The sequence below is a fragment of the Chryseobacterium sp. GQ58 genome (genome assembly GCF_059758895.1).
Window position 1 is genome coordinate 170,572 of record NZ_JCAXEH010000001.1, and the last position, 20,941, is coordinate 191,512.

22 protein-coding genes are annotated in these 20,941 nt (G+C 35.2%); 5 read left to right on the forward strand and 17 right to left on the reverse strand.

Annotated features, from left to right (window positions below):
- The first annotated feature begins 130 nt into the window (after positions 1–130).
- Positions 131–1,525, forward strand: a complete 1,395-nt coding sequence (gene fumC / locus AC6CHK_RS00770; protein ID WP_498092632.1) for a class II fumarate hydratase — start codon at positions 131–133, stop codon at positions 1,523–1,525.
- Between the two features lie 370 nt (positions 1,526–1,895).
- Here the strand turns inward: fumC and AC6CHK_RS00775 are convergent, their stop codons facing one another.
- From AC6CHK_RS00775 to AC6CHK_RS00830, 12 genes are all read right to left on the reverse strand, one after another.
- Positions 1,896–2,933 (reverse strand): outer membrane beta-barrel protein, encoded by a 1,038-nt coding sequence (locus tag AC6CHK_RS00775; protein WP_498092634.1) that lies wholly within the window; start codon positions 2,931–2,933, stop codon positions 1,896–1,898.
- A 31-nt stretch (positions 2,934–2,964) separates the two neighbouring features.
- Positions 2,965–3,576: a hypothetical protein gene (locus tag AC6CHK_RS00780; protein ID WP_498092636.1), complete on the reverse strand. Its 612-nt coding sequence runs from the start codon at positions 3,574–3,576 to the stop codon at positions 2,965–2,967.
- Positions 3,563–4,123, reverse strand: a complete 561-nt coding sequence (locus tag AC6CHK_RS00785) for an RNA polymerase sigma factor (protein WP_498092638.1) — start codon at positions 4,121–4,123, stop codon at positions 3,563–3,565. Before AC6CHK_RS00785 ends, AC6CHK_RS00780 begins: the two co-directional genes overlap by 14 nt.
- A gap of 145 nt (positions 4,124–4,268) precedes the next feature.
- The gene (locus AC6CHK_RS00790; protein ID WP_498092640.1) at positions 4,269–4,982 is read right to left on the reverse strand and encodes an ABC transporter ATP-binding protein; all 714 of its coding nucleotides are present in this window, start codon (positions 4,980–4,982) and stop codon (positions 4,269–4,271) included.
- 4 nt (positions 4,983–4,986) lie between these two features.
- Positions 4,987–6,453, reverse strand: a complete 1,467-nt coding sequence (locus AC6CHK_RS00795; RefSeq protein WP_498092642.1) for a DUF5687 family protein — start codon at positions 6,451–6,453, stop codon at positions 4,987–4,989.
- A 108-nt stretch (positions 6,454–6,561) separates the two neighbouring features.
- On the reverse strand, positions 6,562–7,323 hold the full coding sequence (map, locus tag AC6CHK_RS00800; protein ID WP_498092643.1) for a type I methionyl aminopeptidase: 762 nt from the start codon (positions 7,321–7,323) through the stop codon (positions 6,562–6,564).
- A gap of 39 nt (positions 7,324–7,362) precedes the next feature.
- Positions 7,363–9,012 (reverse strand): DNA repair protein RecN, encoded by a 1,650-nt coding sequence (locus AC6CHK_RS00805; protein ID WP_498092645.1) that lies wholly within the window; start codon positions 9,010–9,012, stop codon positions 7,363–7,365.
- Between the two features lie 69 nt (positions 9,013–9,081).
- The gene (gene porD, locus AC6CHK_RS00810) at positions 9,082–9,987 is read right to left on the reverse strand and encodes a type IX secretion system protein PorD (RefSeq protein ID WP_498092647.1); all 906 of its coding nucleotides are present in this window, start codon (positions 9,985–9,987) and stop codon (positions 9,082–9,084) included.
- 36 nt (positions 9,988–10,023) lie between these two features.
- On the reverse strand, positions 10,024–11,220 hold the full coding sequence (gene coaBC, locus AC6CHK_RS00815) for a bifunctional phosphopantothenoylcysteine decarboxylase/phosphopantothenate--cysteine ligase CoaBC (RefSeq protein WP_498092648.1): 1,197 nt from the start codon (positions 11,218–11,220) through the stop codon (positions 10,024–10,026).
- 119 nt (positions 11,221–11,339) lie between these two features.
- A complete protein-coding gene (locus tag AC6CHK_RS00820) occupies positions 11,340–11,663 on the reverse strand; it encodes a DNA-directed RNA polymerase subunit omega (protein ID WP_498092649.1) in 324 nt (107 codons plus the stop codon).
- A 41-nt stretch (positions 11,664–11,704) separates the two neighbouring features.
- Positions 11,705–12,700, reverse strand: a complete 996-nt coding sequence (locus AC6CHK_RS00825) for an outer membrane protein assembly factor BamD (protein WP_498092651.1) — start codon at positions 12,698–12,700, stop codon at positions 11,705–11,707.
- Positions 12,701–12,799: 99 nt separating this feature from the next.
- On the reverse strand, positions 12,800–13,429 hold the full coding sequence (locus AC6CHK_RS00830; RefSeq protein WP_498092653.1) for a TetR/AcrR family transcriptional regulator: 630 nt from the start codon (positions 13,427–13,429) through the stop codon (positions 12,800–12,802).
- A gap of 93 nt (positions 13,430–13,522) precedes the next feature.
- On the opposite strand from AC6CHK_RS00830, the gene AC6CHK_RS00835 reads away from it, so the two are divergent.
- From AC6CHK_RS00835 to AC6CHK_RS00850, 4 genes are all read left to right on the forward strand, one after another.
- Positions 13,523–14,149: a TatD family hydrolase gene (locus AC6CHK_RS00835; RefSeq protein WP_498092655.1), complete on the forward strand. Its 627-nt coding sequence runs from the start codon at positions 13,523–13,525 to the stop codon at positions 14,147–14,149.
- Positions 14,142–14,867 (forward strand): tRNA threonylcarbamoyladenosine dehydratase, encoded by a 726-nt coding sequence (locus AC6CHK_RS00840; protein WP_498092656.1) that lies wholly within the window; start codon positions 14,142–14,144, stop codon positions 14,865–14,867. The genes AC6CHK_RS00835 and AC6CHK_RS00840 overlap by 8 nt, the downstream gene beginning before the upstream one ends.
- Positions 14,867–15,241, forward strand: a complete 375-nt coding sequence (gene rnpA / locus AC6CHK_RS00845) for a ribonuclease P protein component (protein WP_498092658.1) — start codon at positions 14,867–14,869, stop codon at positions 15,239–15,241. The genes AC6CHK_RS00840 and rnpA overlap by 1 nt, the downstream gene beginning before the upstream one ends.
- A gap of 108 nt (positions 15,242–15,349) precedes the next feature.
- Entirely contained in the window at positions 15,350–15,961 is a 612-nt protein-coding gene (locus AC6CHK_RS00850; protein ID WP_498092660.1) for a DUF4126 domain-containing protein, read from the forward strand.
- Positions 15,962–15,970: 9 nt separating this feature from the next.
- On the opposite strand, the gene AC6CHK_RS00855 is transcribed toward AC6CHK_RS00850, so the two are convergent.
- From AC6CHK_RS00855 to AC6CHK_RS00875, 5 genes are read right to left on the reverse strand one after another with little or no spacing between them, the layout of a single operon-like run.
- Entirely contained in the window at positions 15,971–16,183 is a 213-nt protein-coding gene (locus tag AC6CHK_RS00855; protein WP_498092662.1) for a hypothetical protein, read from the reverse strand.
- Between the two features lie 3 nt (positions 16,184–16,186).
- Positions 16,187–18,367 (reverse strand): DUF8458 domain-containing protein, encoded by a 2,181-nt coding sequence (locus AC6CHK_RS00860; RefSeq protein WP_498092664.1) that lies wholly within the window; start codon positions 18,365–18,367, stop codon positions 16,187–16,189.
- A 1-nt stretch (position 18,368) separates the two neighbouring features.
- A complete protein-coding gene (lptE, locus tag AC6CHK_RS00865) occupies positions 18,369–18,893 on the reverse strand; it encodes an LPS assembly lipoprotein LptE (protein ID WP_498092666.1) in 525 nt (174 codons plus the stop codon).
- Between the two features lie 18 nt (positions 18,894–18,911).
- Positions 18,912–19,616: a DUF4013 domain-containing protein gene (locus AC6CHK_RS00870; RefSeq protein ID WP_498092668.1), complete on the reverse strand. Its 705-nt coding sequence runs from the start codon at positions 19,614–19,616 to the stop codon at positions 18,912–18,914.
- A 6-nt stretch (positions 19,617–19,622) separates the two neighbouring features.
- Positions 19,623–20,903 carry a sigma-54 interaction domain-containing protein gene (locus AC6CHK_RS00875; RefSeq protein ID WP_498092670.1) on the reverse strand — a complete coding sequence of 427 codons (1,281 nt, stop codon included), beginning with the start codon at positions 20,901–20,903 and terminating at the stop codon, positions 19,623–19,625.
- Positions 20,904–20,941 lie beyond the last annotated feature (38 nt).

Here is a 20,941-nt window from a genome sequence, read left to right on the forward strand (position 1 = left end):
CATGCGTAAAATCAGTAGCTTGAATTGATATTTATAATGATTATAAATTGTGAGGTTTTTTATTATTGAGTAATTTTATGAATCGCAAAGAGACAAGAAGCTTCAAAAATAAATTCAAACACTATAAAAAATGAATTACAGAATAGAAAAAGACACGATGGGTGAAGTACAGGTTCCTGCTGATAAGTTTTGGGGCGCGCAAACGGAACGTTCAAGAAATAATTTCAAGATAGGTCCGGAAGGTTCCATGCCACACGAAATTATTGAAGCTTTCGCCTATTTAAAAAAAGCCGCAGCCTTCACAAACGCAGATTTAGGAGTTCTTCCTGCTGAAAAAAAAGATATGATCGCGAAAGTCTGCGACGAAATTTTAGAAGGGAAATTAAATGACCAATTTCCTTTGGTGATCTGGCAAACTGGTTCAGGAACGCAATCAAACATGAATGTGAACGAAGTAATCTCAAACAAAGCTCATGTAAATAATGGTGGAAACCTTGGAGATAAATCTGAAATTCATGCTAATGATGATGTGAATAAATCCCAGTCTTCAAATGACACTTATCCAACGGCCATGCATATCGCAGCTTATAAAAAGATTGTGGAAACTACAATTCCGGCGGTTGAAAAATTAAGAGATACATTAAAAGAAAAGTCAGAAGCTTTTAAAGATATAGTAAAAATTGGAAGAACACATTTGATGGACGCAACTCCATTGACTTTAGGACAAGAATTTTCCGGATATGTTGCTCAATTGAATTACGGAATTAAAGCTTTAAAAAATACATTACCTCATCTTTCCGAGCTTGCTTTGGGCGGAACAGCAGTTGGAACAGGCTTAAATACACCTCAAGGTTACGATGTAAAAGTGGCGGAATATATTGCTAAATTCACTAATCTTCCTTTTGTAACCGCTGAAAACAAATTTGAAGCCTTAGCTGCTCACGACGCAATTGTAGAATCTCACGGTGCATTGAAGCAATTGGCTGTTTCCTTATTTAAAATCGCTCAGGATATAAGATTATTGGCTTCCGGGCCACGTTCGGGGATTGGTGAAATTCATATTCCTGAAAACGAACCGGGTTCTTCAATCATGCCGGGAAAAGTAAATCCTACACAAAACGAAGCCTTGACGATGGTTTGCGCTCAGGTTTTAGGAAATGACACAACCATTTCTTTTGCCGGAACTCAAGGGAATTATGAACTGAATGTTTTCAAGCCCGTGATGGCTTACAATTTTCTGCAATCTGCTCAGTTGATTGCCGATGCTTGTATTTCATTTAATGATCATTGTGCAGTTGGAATCGAGCCGAATCACGCAAGAATCAAAGAACTTGTTGATAAATCTCTGATGCTGGTAACTGCTCTGAATACGCATATCGGCTATGAAAATGCAGCAAAGATTGCCAAAACAGCTCACAAAAACGGAACAACGTTGAAAGAAGAAGCCGTAAACCTTGGGCTATTAACTGCCGAACAATTTGATGAGTGGGTAAAACCTGAAAATATGGTTGGAAGCTTGAAATAATTGATTTTTAGATAATTGATAAACTCCGAAAATTACTCCGGAGTTTTTTTATGGAAATTAATCATTCGAAATCAAAATCGGCGCAAGACTGTTTGTAAGTAAAGAAGTCCTCCGAAGGTTTAAAACAAAGTTGTTTGTCTCTACCCGAGGACTTCTTTGGTTCAAAACAGGGTTGTTTGTATCCAAATACACTTTACTTTGGTTTAAAACAATATTGTTTGTAATAAAACACAACTTACTTTTATTTAAAACATCCTTGTTTGTAACCAAATACGGTTTACTTTTATCTAAAACACATTTGTTTATAAGCAAAAACAATTGACTTTAAATAAAGTCAATTGTTTCCTGTTAATATGAAGTTCTATGAAAGTTATAATCCTATTCCGATTCCGAAAACGAGTGCTTTATCATTTTCAAAGTAAGAATCTTTGAAGAAATTACTTAAATCTTTTTTCACAAAAAGGCTGATATTGTCATACGAAAACGTAAGCTGTGCACCATAAACAAAAGGATTTACCTGATAATTGCCTCTGTCTCTGAAATCCTGACCGTCACCTCTCACAATATTGTTGGTCGACATTTTCACACCTCCGTAAACATTAGCTCCGATTCTGAAACCTTCTGAATATGGCCTGTACTGAATATCCATGCCTGCATTTTTAAGCTTAGAGAAGTTGTACTGCAAGCCAAGCGGAACTACAATATAACCTGTTCTCAGTTTAGCTTTATCAACACTTCCCTGATAATTTGCAAGGAAAACGTCTGCGTTTGCATCTTTAGCAAAGATCATATTGTTATCGGGACGGAGAGTTCTCCAAGAAAATCCAAGTCCGGAAATCAATCCCCACGCACTAGATCTGCTGAACTGATAATTAAACTTTAAACCAAACTCAAGATTACTTGCGTATCCCATGTTTTTATCAAGTGTATTATCGGGAAGATCATTAGTTAAGGTCATGATTCCGTAAGTGAAGTAAAGCGAAATATCTTTTGTAGCACGGAATTTCTTCATCAATTTTGCTTTCAATTCTTCATTAGAAGTAACATCGGCACTTAGAAGAGAGTATTTTACCTGTTTTTGGATCACATTATCAAGATCAAAACCCAAAGCTTCGATTTTTTGATCTATCTTTTCCGCATAACGGTTGGCAACTTCTGCTTTCTGTTTGTCAAATTCTGTTTTCTCTAAATTTTTAGACTGAAGAATCAGAAGTTCGGCTTCCATCAGTTTTTTTTCTTCCTGAATGATTGCGTCTATCTTTTTAGCGTATTCATCCACGTTTTCTTTTACAATCGGACTTACTTCGGTGTCATCTTTAGACTGTAAATTTAGTTTTAATCCTTTTTGTGCATTGGCAAAGGTTCCGACAAGGCACAACATTCCTGCAATGATAAATTTCTTAATCATAGTATTATTATTTTTTTTAGTTTAAATTGATTTATTTGGTATTCAGATCGATGGTTGCTACATTGCTTCCACCTTTGGTTTTTTCAATTGCGTCTTTATGCTCCACCGAAAAAAGCAAAGTTGACGGGTCAACATACCGTTTCTTTTTCACCTGAGTTTTTGCAGAATCTGCTTTTGCCAAAATCTTTTCCGCAGGAACCTGACTAATCTGAGCAGCAATTTCTTTTGAATTTCCCTTAATGATCGGAAGCTCTGTTTTCTCTGTAATAATTTCCGGGGTTTCAGATTCCGATTGAGAAGGAACATTTTTCAATTCAACATATTTTTGCTGATTTTGTTGAATGATTTCAGGGTAATTTATTTTTTCTGTTTTTACAGGTATCTCTTTGTTGACTTCTGTATTAGTTTCAGCAACCTGTAACTTCGGTTCAGCATCCTGATCAAAAAACAAAACAGCTCCCAAGCTTAAAGTTAAAACCAAACACGCTGCAATCAAAAACCAATTGACTTTTTTTGTCTGAGAATTGTTGATTGTCTGAGTCTGAGTTTCAATTTCTGCCCAAAGATCTCTTGAAGGAGCAATTTCTCTTTCGTCGATCTGCTTTTTGATCTGATATTCGATATTATTTTTAGATGTGTTCATTTTTCAGTTGTTTTTGTTGTTGAAAGTAGATCTTTCTCAGTTTTTCTTTCGCTCTGAAAAGTTGCGTTTTGCTTACTGCTGTAGAAATATTCAGCGTGTCTGCAATTTCCTGATGCGAATATTCTTCAATTACATAAAGGTTAAAAACCATTCTGTAAGCATCCGGAAGCTGATCTAAAAGTTCCTGCGCATTAAAATCAAAAACGATTTGCTCTTCATGAATTTCTTCCAAAACAGAAGCATGAACATCGTCGAGATAAAAAACTGTTTTGTGGCTTTTAATAAAATTGAGACATTCATTCACCACAATTTTCCTCGCCCAGCCTTCAAAATTTCCTTCTCCGCGAAAGCTTTCGATATGTTTAAAAACCTTACAGAATGCTTTGATCACGCAATCTTCCGCTTGATAAAGATCGCTGATGTAGCTTTTCGCTATACTCAGAAATTTCTTTACATTCTGATCATAAAAGATTCTCTGCGCGGCTGGATCCTGCTTTTTCAAACGGCTCAGCAAATCTTCTTTTTTATTATTAAACAAAAGCTTCATGGTAATTCTGTTTCTACTATAAAGACAGTGAAAGCCTGAAAAGGTTACACAAAAAAATAATTTATTAAAATTAAATTGATAACTGACTGAAAATGAATTAAAGAAAATCCACTTCCTGAAAAAAGAAAATGGATTTTTGTTTTATTTAAACCGGAACGTTCACCTGATCGGCAAAATACTGCTCCAGATCTCTCAGTGTTTCAGGATTGGTTTTGATGTCTTTTACCTGCAAACCTTTGTTTACAACAACAATTCGGTTGCAGACTTCGGTTGTATGCGCCAAATCGTGACTTGAGATCAGAAAGGTAACACCGCTTTGCTTAGATAATTCTTTTATTAAATTCTTCAGTTTGATTTGTGTGGAAGGATCAAGGTTTGCAAAAGGCTCATCCAGAATAATGATTTCAGGGTTCCCGATAATGGCGCCGACAATTCCAACTTTCTTTTGGTTTCCTTTTGATAAATCGCGAACATATTTTCCGGAATTCAAAATTTCTCCATTAAATAAATCATGAAACTGTTTTAAAAATTCATCAACGGAAGCTTTATTTTGTCCTCTTAATTCACCGATGAAATAAAAATATTCTTCAGGAGTCAAATAGCCAATTAAAAAAGTATCATCTACAAAAGCAGCAACTTTAGATTTCCAGGCTTCAGATTCGTTGACTGTGATTCCGTCAATGCTTACAAAACCGGTTGTCGGCTGAATAAGATCCAGCATCAGGCTGAAAAGAGTAGTTTTTCCGGCTCCGTTATTTCCTACCAATCCGAACGTTTCACCTTTTGGAATTTCAAGGCTTTCGATATTAAGAACGGTTGCGTTTCCGTATGTTTTAGATAAATTATTTATAGTAATCATTGTATTAATTTTTAGATTTGAATGCGTCTAAAGTGCTGTATTTTTCGCTTTTGTATTGTTTTACAATTGTATCAAATATTTTTTCTCTGAATAAAAAGCCTATTAATCCTAAAACAGCAATGCTTATAATGCTGCCGGCCATTCCGAAGAAATATTTAGAAATTGCAAAAACAGCCATTGGTAACAACATTTTAGGAATCAATAAAAGAAGGCTTTTCATATTAAAGCTGTTTTTCTGGCCCATTACTTTTTCTTTGGAATTAAGATCAATCTGGCTTTTGTTAAAAGCTCCCGACCAGAGTGTCAGCTGCGAATTGACTCCTATATTGTATAATCCGGCAGCAAAAAAAGTAAGGTAAACTTCCCAGCTGATAATTGCATAAAATAAGGCAATAATAATGGAAGCCGCCGTCACAATATTCATCAGCCACCATTTTGCTTTCAGATATTCTTTATAAGGAACGTTCAAAGTCATCATCAAAGGATAATACGAGCTGTCGAAAGAAGGTACCCGCTGTCCAAACAGAAACTGAAAACCGCCCGTCACAAAAAGCCCCATAAACATCATCATATACGGTGTTTTATAAACATCTGAACTAAACATCAGTAATCCGTAAAAAATAAACATCAGGCTTCCTATCAAAATACCTTTGGTCATTTTATTTCGTCTCAGCATTTTAATATCATTATTGATAAAGCTTCCGATTGAGCCGTATTTGTTGAGAAAAGCAATGTTTTCGGTTTTTCCGATTGTTTTTTTAGCTTCAAGCCCCTGATCGAGATAAAATTCTCTGTGAACATGCCTGAAGCAAATCCACCACAAACCGACGAATAAAGCAATGGCCAACAATGCAAAATAAGGTTTAGCATAAAATGCATAGAAAACATTTTCAGAATAATCCAGCACCGGAACAATATTATAATAAGCCAAAGCACCAATTGCCGTAATTAAAATCCCGACAGCAATGGCAATATTTTCTTTGTTATTAAAAAGAATATTAATGAAATTATTCAGGTAAAAAAGCAATGAAAGCGCAATCAGCCAGCTTAAAGTTCCTAAAAAACTAAAACCATTAAATAAGCAAATCGTTGCAAACGTAACAAAGAAAACAGAATTCATCCAGCTAAACGGCGAGAGAAAAGTTTTAATCAAAGTATAATTTACCAATGTTTTCTTCGGAATATTGAGGGTAAGAAAGGGTTTGATATTCTGTGTAGACATCTGTTGGAAGAGATATTTGAAAATCAAATCTGCAACCCACAAAATGATCATATATCGTGAAACAATTATCAGAGGATCCTTATGCATTTCTTCTCTTACGTAAAAGAAAGCTCCAAAACCACCTAAAATCAACATCCCAACAAAATAAAGAATTCCTAAAAATCGGAAGATCTTCATTGCCAGATTAATACCAACGGAAGTGCCACGAAAAAAACTTTTTATTTCTAATCTTAGAAACTTTAAAAACATAGTTTACTTTTTTACATTAGTAAATATAAAGTAAAATTTGTTACAGAATTTATCTTAAAAAGCTTGTTTTAATCGGAGTTTTGTTCGAAACGCAAGCGCTTGAATGATTTATTTTAGAATTTCGTTCGCATCAGTTAATATGATCGGCTTTCCGTCTGTAATGATGATTGTATGTTCGTGTTGTGCCATGTAGCCACCTTTATCGCCCACCATTGTCCAGCCATCTTTTTGCTCAACCGCCTGAGACGAAGAAGTTGAAATAAAAGTTTCAATAGCTACAACAGAATTTTTTTTAAATCTTCTATGATCGAAGCGGTTTTTGTAATTGAGCAGCTCGTCCGGTTCTTCGTGCAGGCTTCTTCCTATGCCGTGTCCGCCAAGATTTTTAATGACTCTGTAACCTCTTTTTTTAGCTTCGGACTCCATAAGATTCCCAATGTCTGCTATTTTTACTCCGCCTTTTATATTGTTGATTGTTTTAAGAAGAATTTCTTTTGATGCATTTACCAATTTTTGATGTTGATGAATATCTTTCCCAACAACAAATGATGCTCCATTATCAGCCCAAAAACCATCAAGTTCCGCTGAAACATCAATATTAATCAAATCGCCTTCTTTTAAAACCCTGTCCGAAGGAATACCGTGGCAAAATTCATTATCAACGCTGATACACGTCCATCCCGGAAAACCGTAAGTCAAATAAGGTGCTGATTTGGCCCCAAAGTCCGACAAAATTTTTGCGCCGTATTCATCAAGCTCTTTGGTCGTCATTCCCGGCTGAGCGTAATCGATCATTTTTCTTAATGTGTATGCAACAGCCTGACTTGCTTTTTGCATTCCAACTAATTCAGCTTCGTTGGTTATTGACATGATATTTTTTTGTTGATTTGTATATTTCTGTTCGCAATATTAGCCAATCAATTCTTTAGCCTGCGCCATTGCTGCTTCCGTAATCTTGCTTCCGGAAAGCAATTGTGCAATCTCGTTGAGCTTTTCTTCCTGGCTCAGACTAATGATGGTCGACTGCGTTTTGCCGTTCACATCTTCTTTTACGACTTTGTAATTGTCATTTCCTTTAGCGGCAACCTGCGCCAAGTGAGAAATTACAATCAGCTGCATATCGTTTGACATTTCGCGCATAAGGTCTCCTATTTCTTCGGCTACTTTTCCGGAAACTCCAGTGTCTATTTCATCTAAAATCAAGGTTGGAAGCTCATCGCTTTCTGCAATTATTTTTTTTACGGCAAGCATTACTCTTGATCTTTCACCGCCTGAAATCGCCGTTTGGATTGGCTTTAAAGGAAAACCCGAATTGGCTTGAAATAAAAGCTGGATATTTTCTTTTCCAAACTGATTAAAATCAGAAGCATCCGTCAATTCAATATCGACTTTAGCTTTTTCAAGCCCCAATTTTTTAAGAAGATCCTCGGCCTTCTTTATAAAAACAGGAATACTTTTTTTTCTATTTTTTGAAAGCTTATCAGAAAGTAATTGAAGAGATTTTTGTTTTTTGGCAATATTTTCTTCAATTTCAGCAATGTGCGTTTCAATTTCAGCTGTTCCTTTTTGTTCGCCAAAAAGTTGGTTTCTGATTTCTTTTAATTCATCGATTCCTGAAACATTATGTTTAAGAAATAAAGCGTTGATTCTGTTATTCAGTTCAGATAATATTGCCAGATTTTCAGGATTGATTTCAATTTTTTCAGACTCATCTTCAAGTTCTGAAATAATATCTTTCAATTCTACAAATGATGTTTCCAGTCTTTCATCAAGCTCTGAAAAACCCGATGAAACTTCAGCAATTTTTGACAATTTATTTTTAGCTTCATTGAAAAAAGAAAAAATTCCGATTTCTTCCTGATGAAATCTTGAAAGAATCTGCGAAATGTTTTCAGAAATCATTCCTGCATTTTCCTGAACAGACAATTGGTTTTGCAAATCATCATAATCTATATCGTCCAGTTTCAAATCTTCAAGCTCGTTTAATAAAAACTGCTTATAATCGCTTTCTTTTGTGTTTTCCGAAAGCTGTGCCTGAAATTTTTTAAGCTGAATTTTTAAACTCTGAAACTCTGAAAAATCCTGCTGATATTCTTCAATGATTTTTTTGTTTTCCGAAAGTCCGTCGATGATCTTAAACTGATATTCTGACGTAAAAAGATTAGATGTCTCAAACTGCGAATGAATGTCGATCAACTGCGAAGAAAGCTCTTTTAAAACATCCAAAGTTACCGGAACATCATTAATAAAAGCCCGTGATTTCCCTGAAGGTAAAATTTCTCTTCTTATAATGGTCTGATGCTCATAATCGAGATCATTTTCTATAAAAAACTTTTTAAATTGATTATTAAGCTCAAACTCTGTCTCGACAATGCTTTTTTCTTCCGTTTTAGAAATCGATTTCAAATCTGCTCTCTCGCCCAAAATCAAGCGCAATGCACCCAAAATAATAGATTTCCCGGCTCCCGTTTCACCGGTAATCACCTGCAAACCATTTTTTAAAGATACATCCAATGCATCAATAAGGGCAAAATTTTTAATGTATATTCTCGAAAGCATGATCGTAGCAGTTTACTTGACACTGCAAATATAAAATATTAGAAGCCAGAATTCAAAAAACGAGGCCTCTTACTTCCATTTATTCCATTTGCTTTCGGTATGTTTTGGAGCAAACTGAATCATAAGCTGTTTTAGATCAGCCAAAACAATTCCGCCATTATTTCCGGAATTGAATATATTGAAAATTTCATCGCTTTTGTTATCTATAAATGTATTGAAGAAATAATTTTGCTGGAAAGAGTTTTCGTATTTTTTCAGCTGCATCAGCGCATCAAAAATAATCTTCTTTGGCTGCGTCTGATCCTGATTAAACATCCCGTCAAGACCGGCTCTGTGATATGTATAAATCGTCTGACGAAGCTGGCTCATGTTCGGGTTTAAAATTTCTCCGATCAGAATAGAACGGCTTCTCGGCTCATTGATCTGTCCCCAACCGTCAAAACCACGATTTTGGGAATTTTGTGCGATCTGCTGCGCTTTATTAAACCATTGTGTGCCTCCCATCGACTGAAAACTGTCTGCATCATATCCTAAAATAACATAAACATAAAAGCTGATCACATCGATCAGGTTTTTCCCCGAAAACTGTCTTTCGTTGAAGATAAGGTTTTCATTTTCAACGTATTCAAAAGAAAATTTTGTATCCTGAAGATTAAGCAGCGGAGATTCATAAGAAGAGCTGTAAACCGGACGCACAGCCTGAACGACAATATGGCCACGATATCCGTTGTTTCCATTTCTTTCAGTAAGAACGATGGCAAAGTTTGATTTTACTTTTTCAAAATTCTGCAGTTTTTTTCCTGTCCAGCTTGTATTGTTGATAAAATCTCTGAGACTTTTTTCCAAAGACTTGAAAGCCTGCTGATTACTTCCTCCCAATTGCTGAGAATTTACCTGAACAGTCGCAAGAATCTCCTGCGAAAAGCCAATATTGAAAAATAAAAGCAGAAATAAAAGTATTATATTTTTTTTCATTATAATCTAAAAATTGAGAACGGAAATTTATTAAAATTATTTTAAAAGTTGAGTTTCAATACAATCGAGAATGTCTTTTGCTACATTTTCTTTTGATTTCAGGTCAAATTCCTTTTTCTCTGTTTTGGTGAATATTTTTATTTTGTTAGTGTCATTTTTAAATCCGGCTCCTTCGTCACGAAGAGAATTTAAGACAATCATATCAAGATTCTTTTTTTCGAGTTTTCCTTTTGCATTTTCTTCTTCATTTTGAGTCTCCAGCGCAAAACCTACCAAAAACTGTTGTTTTTTCTTCTCGCCCATTGCTTTCAGAATATCCGGATTTTTGATCAGTTCTATGCTGAAGGTATCTTCATTCTTTTTGATTTTTTCTGATGCCACTACTTTTGGAGCATAATCTGCAACGGCTGCGCTGGCAATTCCGACATCAATTTTATCATAAAATTCAAAAACTTTATCATACATTTCTTTTGCAGAAGTGATTCTGTGAAGCTCGATGTTTTTATGTTTTGCCTCCAAAGAGCTTGGTCCTGAAATTAAAATCACTTTTGCACCACGATTTGCTGCTGCTTCAGCCAGCGAAAAGCCCATTTTCCCTGAAGAATGATTTCCTATAAATCTTACAGGATCGATGGCTTCATAAGTAGGCCCGGCCGTAATTAAAACTGTTTTGTCTTTAAAAGATTGATTTAAATTAAAGAAATCTTCAACCGATTTAGAAATAGTTTCAGGCTCAGCCATTCTTCCCTGACCAAAAAGTCCGCTTGCCAATTCGCCGGATTCAGCAGGAATTATAATATGTCCGAAATCTTCCGCCAATTCAAGATTTTGTTTTGTTGAAGGATGCTGATACATATCCAGATCCATCGCCGGAGCAATAAAAACAGGGCATTTTGCAGACATATACGTTGCAATAATTAAATTATCGCAAATCCCATGAACCATCTTGGCTAAAGTATTTGCCGTGCATGGCGCCATGATAATTACATCTGCCCAAAGAGCCATTTCCACATGACTGTTCCAAGTTCCGTTTTCATTATAAAAATCTGTATAAACAGGATTTTTTGATAAAGTGGAAAGGCTAAGCTTCGTCACAAAATGCTCGGCATCAGAAGACATAATTACCTGCACTTCTGCTCCTTTTTTCACAAAATCTCTGATGAGAAAATGAATTTTGTAGGCAGCAATCCCACCAGAAACGGCAATAAGGATGTTTTTCCCGGAAACACTCATGTAGATTATTTTAAACCACTAAAATACTTATTTTTTCTAAGAAAGCACTGTGCAGAAACGGCAAAGGTCATAAAAGAAGCTTTCTTTTATGACCTTTGTTTTATTAATCACTCAAGTGATTATTTTCTTTCTTCAGTTTTTCTAAAGTAAATGTCTCCGTCCAGCCATTCCTGAATAGCGATAGACGTTGGCTTTGGAAGCTTTTCGTAATGTTTTGAGATCTCGATCTGCTCTCTGTTTTCGAAAACTTCTTCCAATGTAGAATTGTGAACTGCAAACTCGTCTAATTTGTTGTGTAACTCAGTACGAATTTCTGCATTGATCTGCTCAGCTCTTTTCCCCATGATAACAATAGCTTCATAGATTGAACCTATTTTATCTTCAATCTTATCTTTATCGTAAGTAATAGTATTTACTTCTGCTTTTGTATCTTTTACGCTCATTTTCAGAAAATTATTTATTTATAAGGTGGCAAATTTACGAATTATCTTTGGATTTTGAAAGTGGCCGCAGGAGGAGGCGTCTGTAATGCTGCGCTGTCCCTCTGGATCTGCATTGCCTGCTTTTCGTTTGACACCTGATCCTTGATTTGCTGTTCGGTTTTAGAAGCTTCAGCAGTCTTTTCGGCTGCTTTTTTCTGTCTGGCCGTTAAAACAGCAATACGTTCTTCCGTTTGTCTTTTTACAACAGCAAACTCTTTTTTCTCTTTTTCAAGTTTTTCTCTTAAATCTATTGCTGTCTTGGAATATTCTGTATTTGGAAGCTCTTTTTCAACCTGTCTTGTAAAAGCCAAAGCACTTTCTATACGCTCTTCTTTAAGATCATAAACTGAGTTTTGCGCCAATAAATAACGAGACTTCATCATATAATCATACATTTTCGGACGCAGCTTTGTACTTGGGAAATCTTCCAAAACATTTTCAAAAGCAGTTGTTGCAGATTTATAATCTGCCATCTTGTAATACTGCTTGGCGTTTTCATAAGCTTTAAATTCCAGCTTATAAGACAACTCATCAATTAAAGTACTGATGTTTTTTGATCTTTCAGAATCCGGATAATTATTCAGGAAATCCTGAAGCTCATTGATTGCCAATTCTGTGCTAGACTGATCCAAGTTATAATCCATAGATCCGTTGTAGTAGCACAAAGCAGACATATAAGCAGCTTCTTCGGCTCGTGGATCTTTTGGAAAACTTACAGCAAAGTTTTTAAACTGGTGACCAGCCAGCTTATAATTTTTGTCATAATAATTAGCATAAGCTGTATTAAAACCTACATTTGGGAAATCATCTGTACCAGCCACCAAATTGGCAAGTCTGTCGTAAAGTGCTAAAGCATTTTTCCATTTCTTTTTAGCGAAATTCTCGTTTGCGGCTTTAAGGATAAAATTTTTATCCGCGCTTTTCATCGCTCTGTCTTGCTGACTTGTGCATGCCGAAACTACAGCTATGGCAAAAATACCTAAAATATATTTTTTCATATAAAAATTCAACAGTTTTCGGATTACCCGATCTATTTAATCTGCAAAAATATAACTTTTTTGCTAAAACATTTTTTTTTATGATTATTTAACGAAATTTTAGTCTGCTGCGTATCCCAAAACAGCAAAAATGTTCATTAAGAGATTCATTCTCACTTTTTTTTCTGCTTCTTTATGATAGGTTTCATCATCTTTATTGGGAACATACAACTCGTAGAAATTTTTATTTCTTATCACAAAAAGAGTTGATCCGATAATAGTCGTCAAAATATCTTCAGGCTTCGGAGTAAATGTAAAAACGCCTGTAGTAACTCCTTTTTTGATTACTTCATCCAGCTTCATCACAAATAACTGATAAAAATCTAAAAGCTCATCTTTTAAATTCTCGGTGTGGCGCAATTCCTGAGTGACAAAACCATGGAAATAATTGTATTTGAAAAGCTGTGCAACGATGTATTTTATTATTTCTTTCATCTGCATTTCGGGCTTTCCGTTTTTTATGGTGTCTGCAAACTCAGAAAAATTTTCTCTTGTCTTCAAAACCCGATATTGATAAAGATACGACATCATCTTTTCTTTGGACCCGAAGTAATAGGATATCATCGCTACATTGATATTGGCTTTCGAACAAATATCGCGCACGGAGGTTCCTTCATATCCTTTTCTGGCAATGAGTTCTTCAGCTATTTCTAAAATATGGATCTGCTTTTCTGAAAACTTTTTTCCCATAGGTGTTATTTCAGTAAAAATAATAAATTTTACACATTCATAAACGTTTGTTTAATAATTTTTTATCATCTGCAATTTGTAGTATTTTTGGCTATGGATTTTTTTGATTTTCATCATCATAAAGAAAGTTTCTTGAACGGAATTTACAATCTGGAAACAGGAAAACAGTCTTCGGATATATTATATTCTGCCGGAGTTCATCCTAAAGACATTCAGCCGGATCATATTGATAATCAATTAAAATGGTTAGAATCTGTTATTGACGAAAACTGCTTTGCGATCGGAGAATGTGGTTTAGACGGAATCATTTCTGTAGATATAAAAATTCAGGAAGAAGTTTTTTTAAGACAGATACAATTGGCCAATGAAGCTCGGAAACCTTTAATCATTCATTGTGTGCGTAAATTTTACGAAGTGATTTCTTTCAGAAAAAAAAGCAAGCAGCCGATGATCATTCATGCTTTTAATAAAAAACAAAGCATTGCAGATGATCTTCTCAAAAATAATTTTTATCTCAGTTTTGGAAAAGCTGTTTTGTATAATCTATCTTTGCAAAATACTTTGAAAACAGTTCCTTTGAATAAGCTTTTTTTAGAAACCGACAATGACGATTTCAGCATTGCAGATCTTTATCAAAAAGTTTCCGAAATAAAAGAAATATCAATAGAACAGCTTAATAATCAAATTGTAGAAAATTTAGAGACGATAAAAAATGGGTAAGTTTTGGCTGGAAAGAACAGAACTTCTGATCAAAGAAGAAGGCATTGAAAAACTAAATAATGCAACTGTTCTTGTAGTAGGTTTAGGTGGCGTTGGATCTTTTGCGGCAGAATTTCTGGCAAGAGCCGGAGTCGGGACAATGACTATTGTAGACGGCGATACCGTGGATATTACAAACATCAACAGACAACTTCCCGCACTTCATTCAACTGTCGGAAAACATAAAGTGGAAGTGGTTGCAGAAAGACTTTTGGACATCAATCCGAAGCTTGAGCTGGTAAAAATAAACGAATTTCTCAATCCCGAGCGTATGGACGAAGTTCTAGATTCCGGTGACTTTGATTATGTACTCGACTGCATTGACAGTATAACGCCTAAAGTCTGCCTTATTTTGGCGGCAAGAAAAAGAAAAATAAAAATTGTGAGCTCAATGGGAGCCGGCGGCAAAAGCGATCCTTCGAAAGTAATAGTGAGAGATATCAGCAAAACCCAACATTGTTATTTAGCAAAACAAGTAAGAAAAAGGCTTAAAAAAGGAAGAATAGACAAAGGCGTTCGTTGTGTTTTTTCCGACGAAATACAAGCCGAAGACAGCCTTAAAATGACTGACGGAAGCAATTATAAACGATCTTTCTACGGGACAATAAGCTTTATTCCGGCAATTTTCGGATTATATGCTGCTGCGGAAGTCATCAATTATTTAGTGAAAAAAGAGTAATGTCAAATTTCAAATATCCCACAAAGGAAAAACTCAAAAAAAACAATGAAATCACCTTGCTTTTCGAAAAAGGCAAATGGAAAAATTGTGGGAATCTGAGAATAATCATTCTGAAAAATCATCCGGATCTTTTAACGGAAAATGTAAAATTTGGTGTGTCTGTATCAAAAAGATATTTTAAAAAAGCCGTTCATAGAAATCGTATAAAAAGGCTTTTAAGAGAATGCTACCGACTCAACAAAGATTTATTTAAAGAATCTTTTGGCGAAAAAACAATTGCAATGCTATTTTGGGTTTCTGCTGATCTTCCAAAAAAATTTCAGGATGTAGAAGAGCAATTTATTAAGCTTTGTCAGTCTCAGAAAAAAGTTTGATTTTTTTTATCACAATTATTAAGTTTTTGTGTTTTAACTTATAAAAAGTATTTAAAAAGTAATTTTCCATATTTTTTTGTAGCTTTAAGGAAACAATAGATGAATTAAATGTCTGATCAAATTCCTTATTTACCCTATATTTTGAGCGCTTTTATCGGAATCGGCTTAGCTGCAGCTACAGGTTTTCGGGTTTTTCTGCCGATGTTTGCGGTAAGTCTTGCGTCGTATTTACATTGGATTCCCACCAGCGAAAGCTTCGAATGGTTATCAAGCCTTCCGGCACTTATTACAACCGGAATTGCGATGATCGCGGAAATTTCAGCTTATTATATTCCTTTTATCGATCATTTATTGGATACTATTTCTGTTCCGATGGCGACAATTGCAGGTTCAATACTTTTCGCAAGCCAGTTTACGGAATTAGGAACTTTTCCTCAATGGGCTTTGGCTTTAATTGCCGGTGGCGGTACCGCAGCAACAATCAGTTCAGGTTTTGCAGGAATCAGAGCGGCGTCAACAGCCACAACCGGCGGACTTGGAAATAATCTCGTGGGAACTACCGAAACTGCAGGAGCCGGAATTATGTCTGTTTTGGCGATGGCTGCACCCGTAATTGCTGCTATTTTCGCAATAATTACTTTAGTTTTAGTTATTATCTTAGCAAGAAAAGCGTGGCGTAAACTGAAAAAGAAGAAAGAAAAAGAAATTACGATTACTTAAGGCATTCTTTTAAGAAATCCTTTTAGATTTACTTTTATTGATCTTTCCAATGTTGCCTACAATAATTCCCACCGCGCCAACGACAGGAAACAAAAGCAAAGCTAAATATGGTATAAAGTTCGACTTATTTTTAAAGAGAATGGAAATAGCATAAATATACAAAACAGCAAACGCCACAATATAAAACACTATTTCAAAAGGATAAATTACCATGAAAATCATATCTTAATTTTTACCTCTGTTATCTTTAATCTCTTGAATTTTTTCTTCAAAATAAGCTTTTCTTTCAGGATGTTTATTTGCTAAAGCCTGAAATGCATTGATCGCTTTTGTATACAATTTCTGCTCGATATACAGATTGGCCAAAGTTTCTGTCATCAAATGCGAGATATCATCTGTTTTCTCTTTTACGACAAAATTTACCTCATCTTTTAATTGGCTGATTTTCGGATTGTTTTCTATAAAAGATTCAATGACCTTATTCTTGATTTCTGTCTTATCTTTTGGCGTTTCTTCTTCGGTGCGATCAATTTTCAGCCAGCTTTGCCAAGTGTTGATAAATCCGGGAACGTTGCTGTCGTCTGTTTCAGGCTCAGCAGTATTTTCCGCTTTTTCTTTGGCCTCTGCTTTCTCTTTTTGATCAGATTTGTAGGACAATCCCAAACTTGCAATGTCGGACCCGAAAAATGAAACATTCATTACAGGAGCTTCTCCTTTCTCTTCGGGAACTTCTTTTGTTTCAGGTTCTAAATCCTCTTTTAAAGGCTTAAAAGAACGTTCAGGTTCTTTGTCAGTTTGTTTTGGTTCTGTTATGATTTTATGTTCTGGAGTTTTCTCAGATTCCAGAATTTGCGGTTTCGGCTGAGAAATTTCGTTGGATTTATTTATTAATGAATCCGGAAGACTTGACTCAAAACTCATCGGTTTCCAAGCAGAATTTGCTTTTTCAGCATTATTTTCAGGAGCTTCATCTTTATTTTCTTCAATGATATTCGCTGAATCTTTTTGTTCAACAATCTTTTCTTCTACATTTTCAGATTCTTCAGTCACTTTTTCAGCAGATTTTTGTTCTTCTCCGATATGAAAAACCTGAGTTTCTGAAAAACTAATATCATGATCATGACCGGCTTCTTCTTCCTCAACATTTTTATTTTCCGGAGTGCTTTGTTGCTTCACCTTCATTTTTCTCTCCACTTCCGCAATCAGGCGTCTCATTTCTTCCTCATGCTTGTTGATATTGGCTTTTGGAGTTTCTGACTGAGCGGTTTTCTGCGAATTGTTTGTTTCAATTTTCACTTCCGGAAGGAAAGAATCCGTTCCGTGGAAACTCAATTCTGAATCGTCATTTATCTTTTTGGCAACCTGCTCCGATTCAATTTTTTCTTCCTCAATAATCAATTCAGGATTTAAAGTTTCTGTAGTTTCTCCGAATTTATCTGAATCAGATTCGCTTTCGGTCGAAATTTTTTCTTCATTATGAATTTCAGTTCCAGCGGGAAAAGATTCTATTTTTTGGAAACTTAATTCCGATTCATCTTTAATTTTATCAACAATTTTTTCCAAATCAATTTTATCTTCATTGATAATTAATTCAGATTTTGCAGCTTCATTGTTTTTAAATTCTTCTTCGTTTTGAATCGAGGTATTTTCTTCTGTTTTAATTTCGTTTTCAGCAGGAAAAGATTCTATTTTTTGGAAACTTAATTCAGCATCACTTTTAATTTCTTCAACAACTTTTTCAGAATCAATTTTATCTTCATTTACCTTTAAATCAGAAGAAAACTCAGTTAATTCTTTCGGTTGATCCGCTTCTATTTTTTGGGTTTCATTTGCTATTTCTTGATTTCCGCTAAATTTTTGAGTGACGATAACTCCCGATTCCAAAGTTGATTCAAGGTCAATGACATCCGAATTTTTTTCTTCAAGAAAGTTTTCTTCACCTTCAAATAAAATACGGTTTCTTTCTCCTTTTACAATGACATGCTTTATTTCAGGTTTTTCGGTAACCAACCCATCTGCAGCGGCTCCATAATCATGAACAGGAGGTTTTATAGTTTCTCTTTCAACTGGAATTTCTTCCTTCACAATTTCATTTTCCTGAATTGGAGTTTCGATGATTTTATCTGAAATTATTTCCTCTTTTTCTACAATTTCGGGCTTTACCTGCTGCTGAATTTTGCCATTAATAAGCTGATACAGGATTTTTTTATCGGTCGTATAAGCGGCTGTCGCAGAAAGCACTTTCTGGTAGTTTTCTTTGTCATAAAGATGAACTCCGTACAAATGCAAAGCTCTGATATTCTGAATATAAGGAAAAGAACTAATTTCCTCTTTCAAAAGCTGCAGATCTTCTGACTGTATATTTTTCGGATTTTTTAATAATTCTAAAACTCTAGTATTCATCATCTTACCAATTTGCTACGATATCATTAAAAATTTTATTGATAATTCTGTCCGTTGCAATTTTCACCTGCGATGCTTCGATATCACTTTGAGACAAGCTGCTGTTGAAAACCGCTTCGTCAGAATAAGTCCTGTCAAAACTAACATCGGGATGCAGTTTGTTTTCGTAATGTACCTTCACGGTGATCGTCAGTTTATTCTGAGATTCCTGAATAACGCCTCCCGCCGATGTCTGCTGCGTTGTAGAGCTGATCGTGGTTGGAGTAATCGAATAGTCGGTAATCTCACCTTCGATCAGAATATCGGGATTTTGTTTTGTCCCTTTTAAAGTTGTTCTCTGTAAAAACCTGTTCTGAATATCTGTTGAAAACTGCTGTGACAGCGTAGGATTTACCAATGCAGCATTATTTGGAAATTCATTGATCTGTACTGTTTTTTCATCCGTTAAAGACGAACCTGTAAAACTGTAACATGAATTTAAAAATACAGCACAAATAATTAAAAGGAAAAGGTTTTTCAGCTGAATCATTTTTTATTTTTTATTTTCTTAATATTTTTCCTGGATTCCTATTTCGGATATCTCATCATGCTCAATCTGCTTCATCGCATCTTCAAAGGCAAAATAATTTGCGGTATACATAAATGGCAATGTAACAAACAAACCAATACCGCATGCAATAATTCCTAGCTGCGAAAGTATGCCCACTACAATTGCAAATAAAAGTATAGAAAGCAGGTTGTTTTTAGTCATTACTTTTGAGGCTCTCCATGCAGTTTGTATGTCTGTAACTCTTTTAAAGGAAATCAATGCCGGAATATAAAATCCTTTTAACAGGAAAAAATAAATAACAGCAATCATCAAAAACAAGTAAGGAAACATGAACAGCATCAACCCCGGATTTGGCTCGCCTTCACCTTGTGCTACTGCCATTGCAGGCATTATGATGAAAAAAGGAATATAAAGCACAATAATTCCCGCAAAAATGATCAGCTGTAAAATAAAATACGGCATAAAATCATCAAAATTAAAAATCTCACCCGGACTTGCCTGTTGACCGTTATTGACTTTCCTTAAAAATTTATAAAAATTTCCCACTGCTAAAAATCCACAGAAAGGAATAATTGACATGATAAAGCAAAGTAAAAAAGCGACAAAGATATTTCCAAAATCTTTTTTTAAAAGCTCAAAGCCTTTGCTCATGTATTCGCCTAATTTGAAATCGATCGGTTTTGCGGTAAAGTTTACATTCATAATTGTTTATTCTTCAAGGTTATATTGTTTTATTTTTCGGTATAAAGTCCGTTGCGAAATTCCCAGCTCATCGGCTGCCTTATTTCTTCTTCCGTTGTGTTTTTCCAAAGCTTTTACGATCAGATCTTTTTCATTATTCTGAAGCGACAAAGATTCTGGTTTGTTTTCTTCCACTTCGATGTCTTCAAAATCTTCATAGCTGTCATCACTATTCGAAACAATGGTCGGGTTTTGAACGCCCTTATTATTATTTTCAAAATACAATAAAGAATTCGGACTTGCAGATTGCTGTGTTTCAGGTGTATAAATCCTATTGATAAGATTTTTTTCCTGATTGCTAAGATCTGCCGTTCCTCTGTTTTTTATCAATTCCGAAGTTAAGGATTTTAAATCATTAATATCATTCCGCATATCAAAGAGAATTTTATACATAATTTCTCTTTCATTGGCAAAATCGGTTTGCTTGTGAGAATTCGGGGTATTAACTACCATTGGAAGATGCGCATTCATCGGAATATATTCCGTTAATCTTTCCACCGTCACTTTTCGTTCTCTTTCAACAACGGTCATTTGCTCCACCAAATTTCTTAATTGACGGATATTTCCGGGAAATGTATAATTTTCTATATAATGAATTGCGCTCGGTTCAAGCTCCAATTCCGGCATTCTGTATTTTTCGGCAAAATCGATTGCAAACTTTCTGAAAATCAAATGAACATCGCCCTTTCTTTCCCTTAAAGGCGGCATATCGATCTGCACGGTATTTAATCTGTAAAACAAATCTTCACGGAAGCGTCCGTCCTGAATTGCCTTCATCATATTCACATTGGTTGCGGCAACGATTCTTACATTCGTCTTCTGAACTTGTGAAGAACCAACTTTCATAAATTCGCCGCTTTCCAGAACTCTTAAAAGACGAACCTGCGTCTGCAAAGGCAATTCGCCAACTTCATCCAAAAATATAGTTCCGCCATCTGCAACTTCAAAATATCCTTTTCTGGTCGCCGTTGCTCCCGTAAAAGCTCCTTTTTCGTGACCGAAAAGTTCGGAATCGATTGTGCCTTCAGGAATTGCGCCACAATTGACAACAATATAAGGCTGATGTTTTCTTTTTGATTCTGAATGAATGATTTTTGGGATAAATTCTTTTCCGACACCACTTTCCCCGATTACCAAAACGGAAATATCGGTGGGTGCCACCTGAATAGATTTTTCGAGCGCACGATTTAAAGCCGGAAAATTTCCGATAATTCCGAAACGTGCTTTTATAGATTGTAAGTCTGCCATTTTTAATTCAAAGTTTAATATTTAAAAATTCAAAGTTT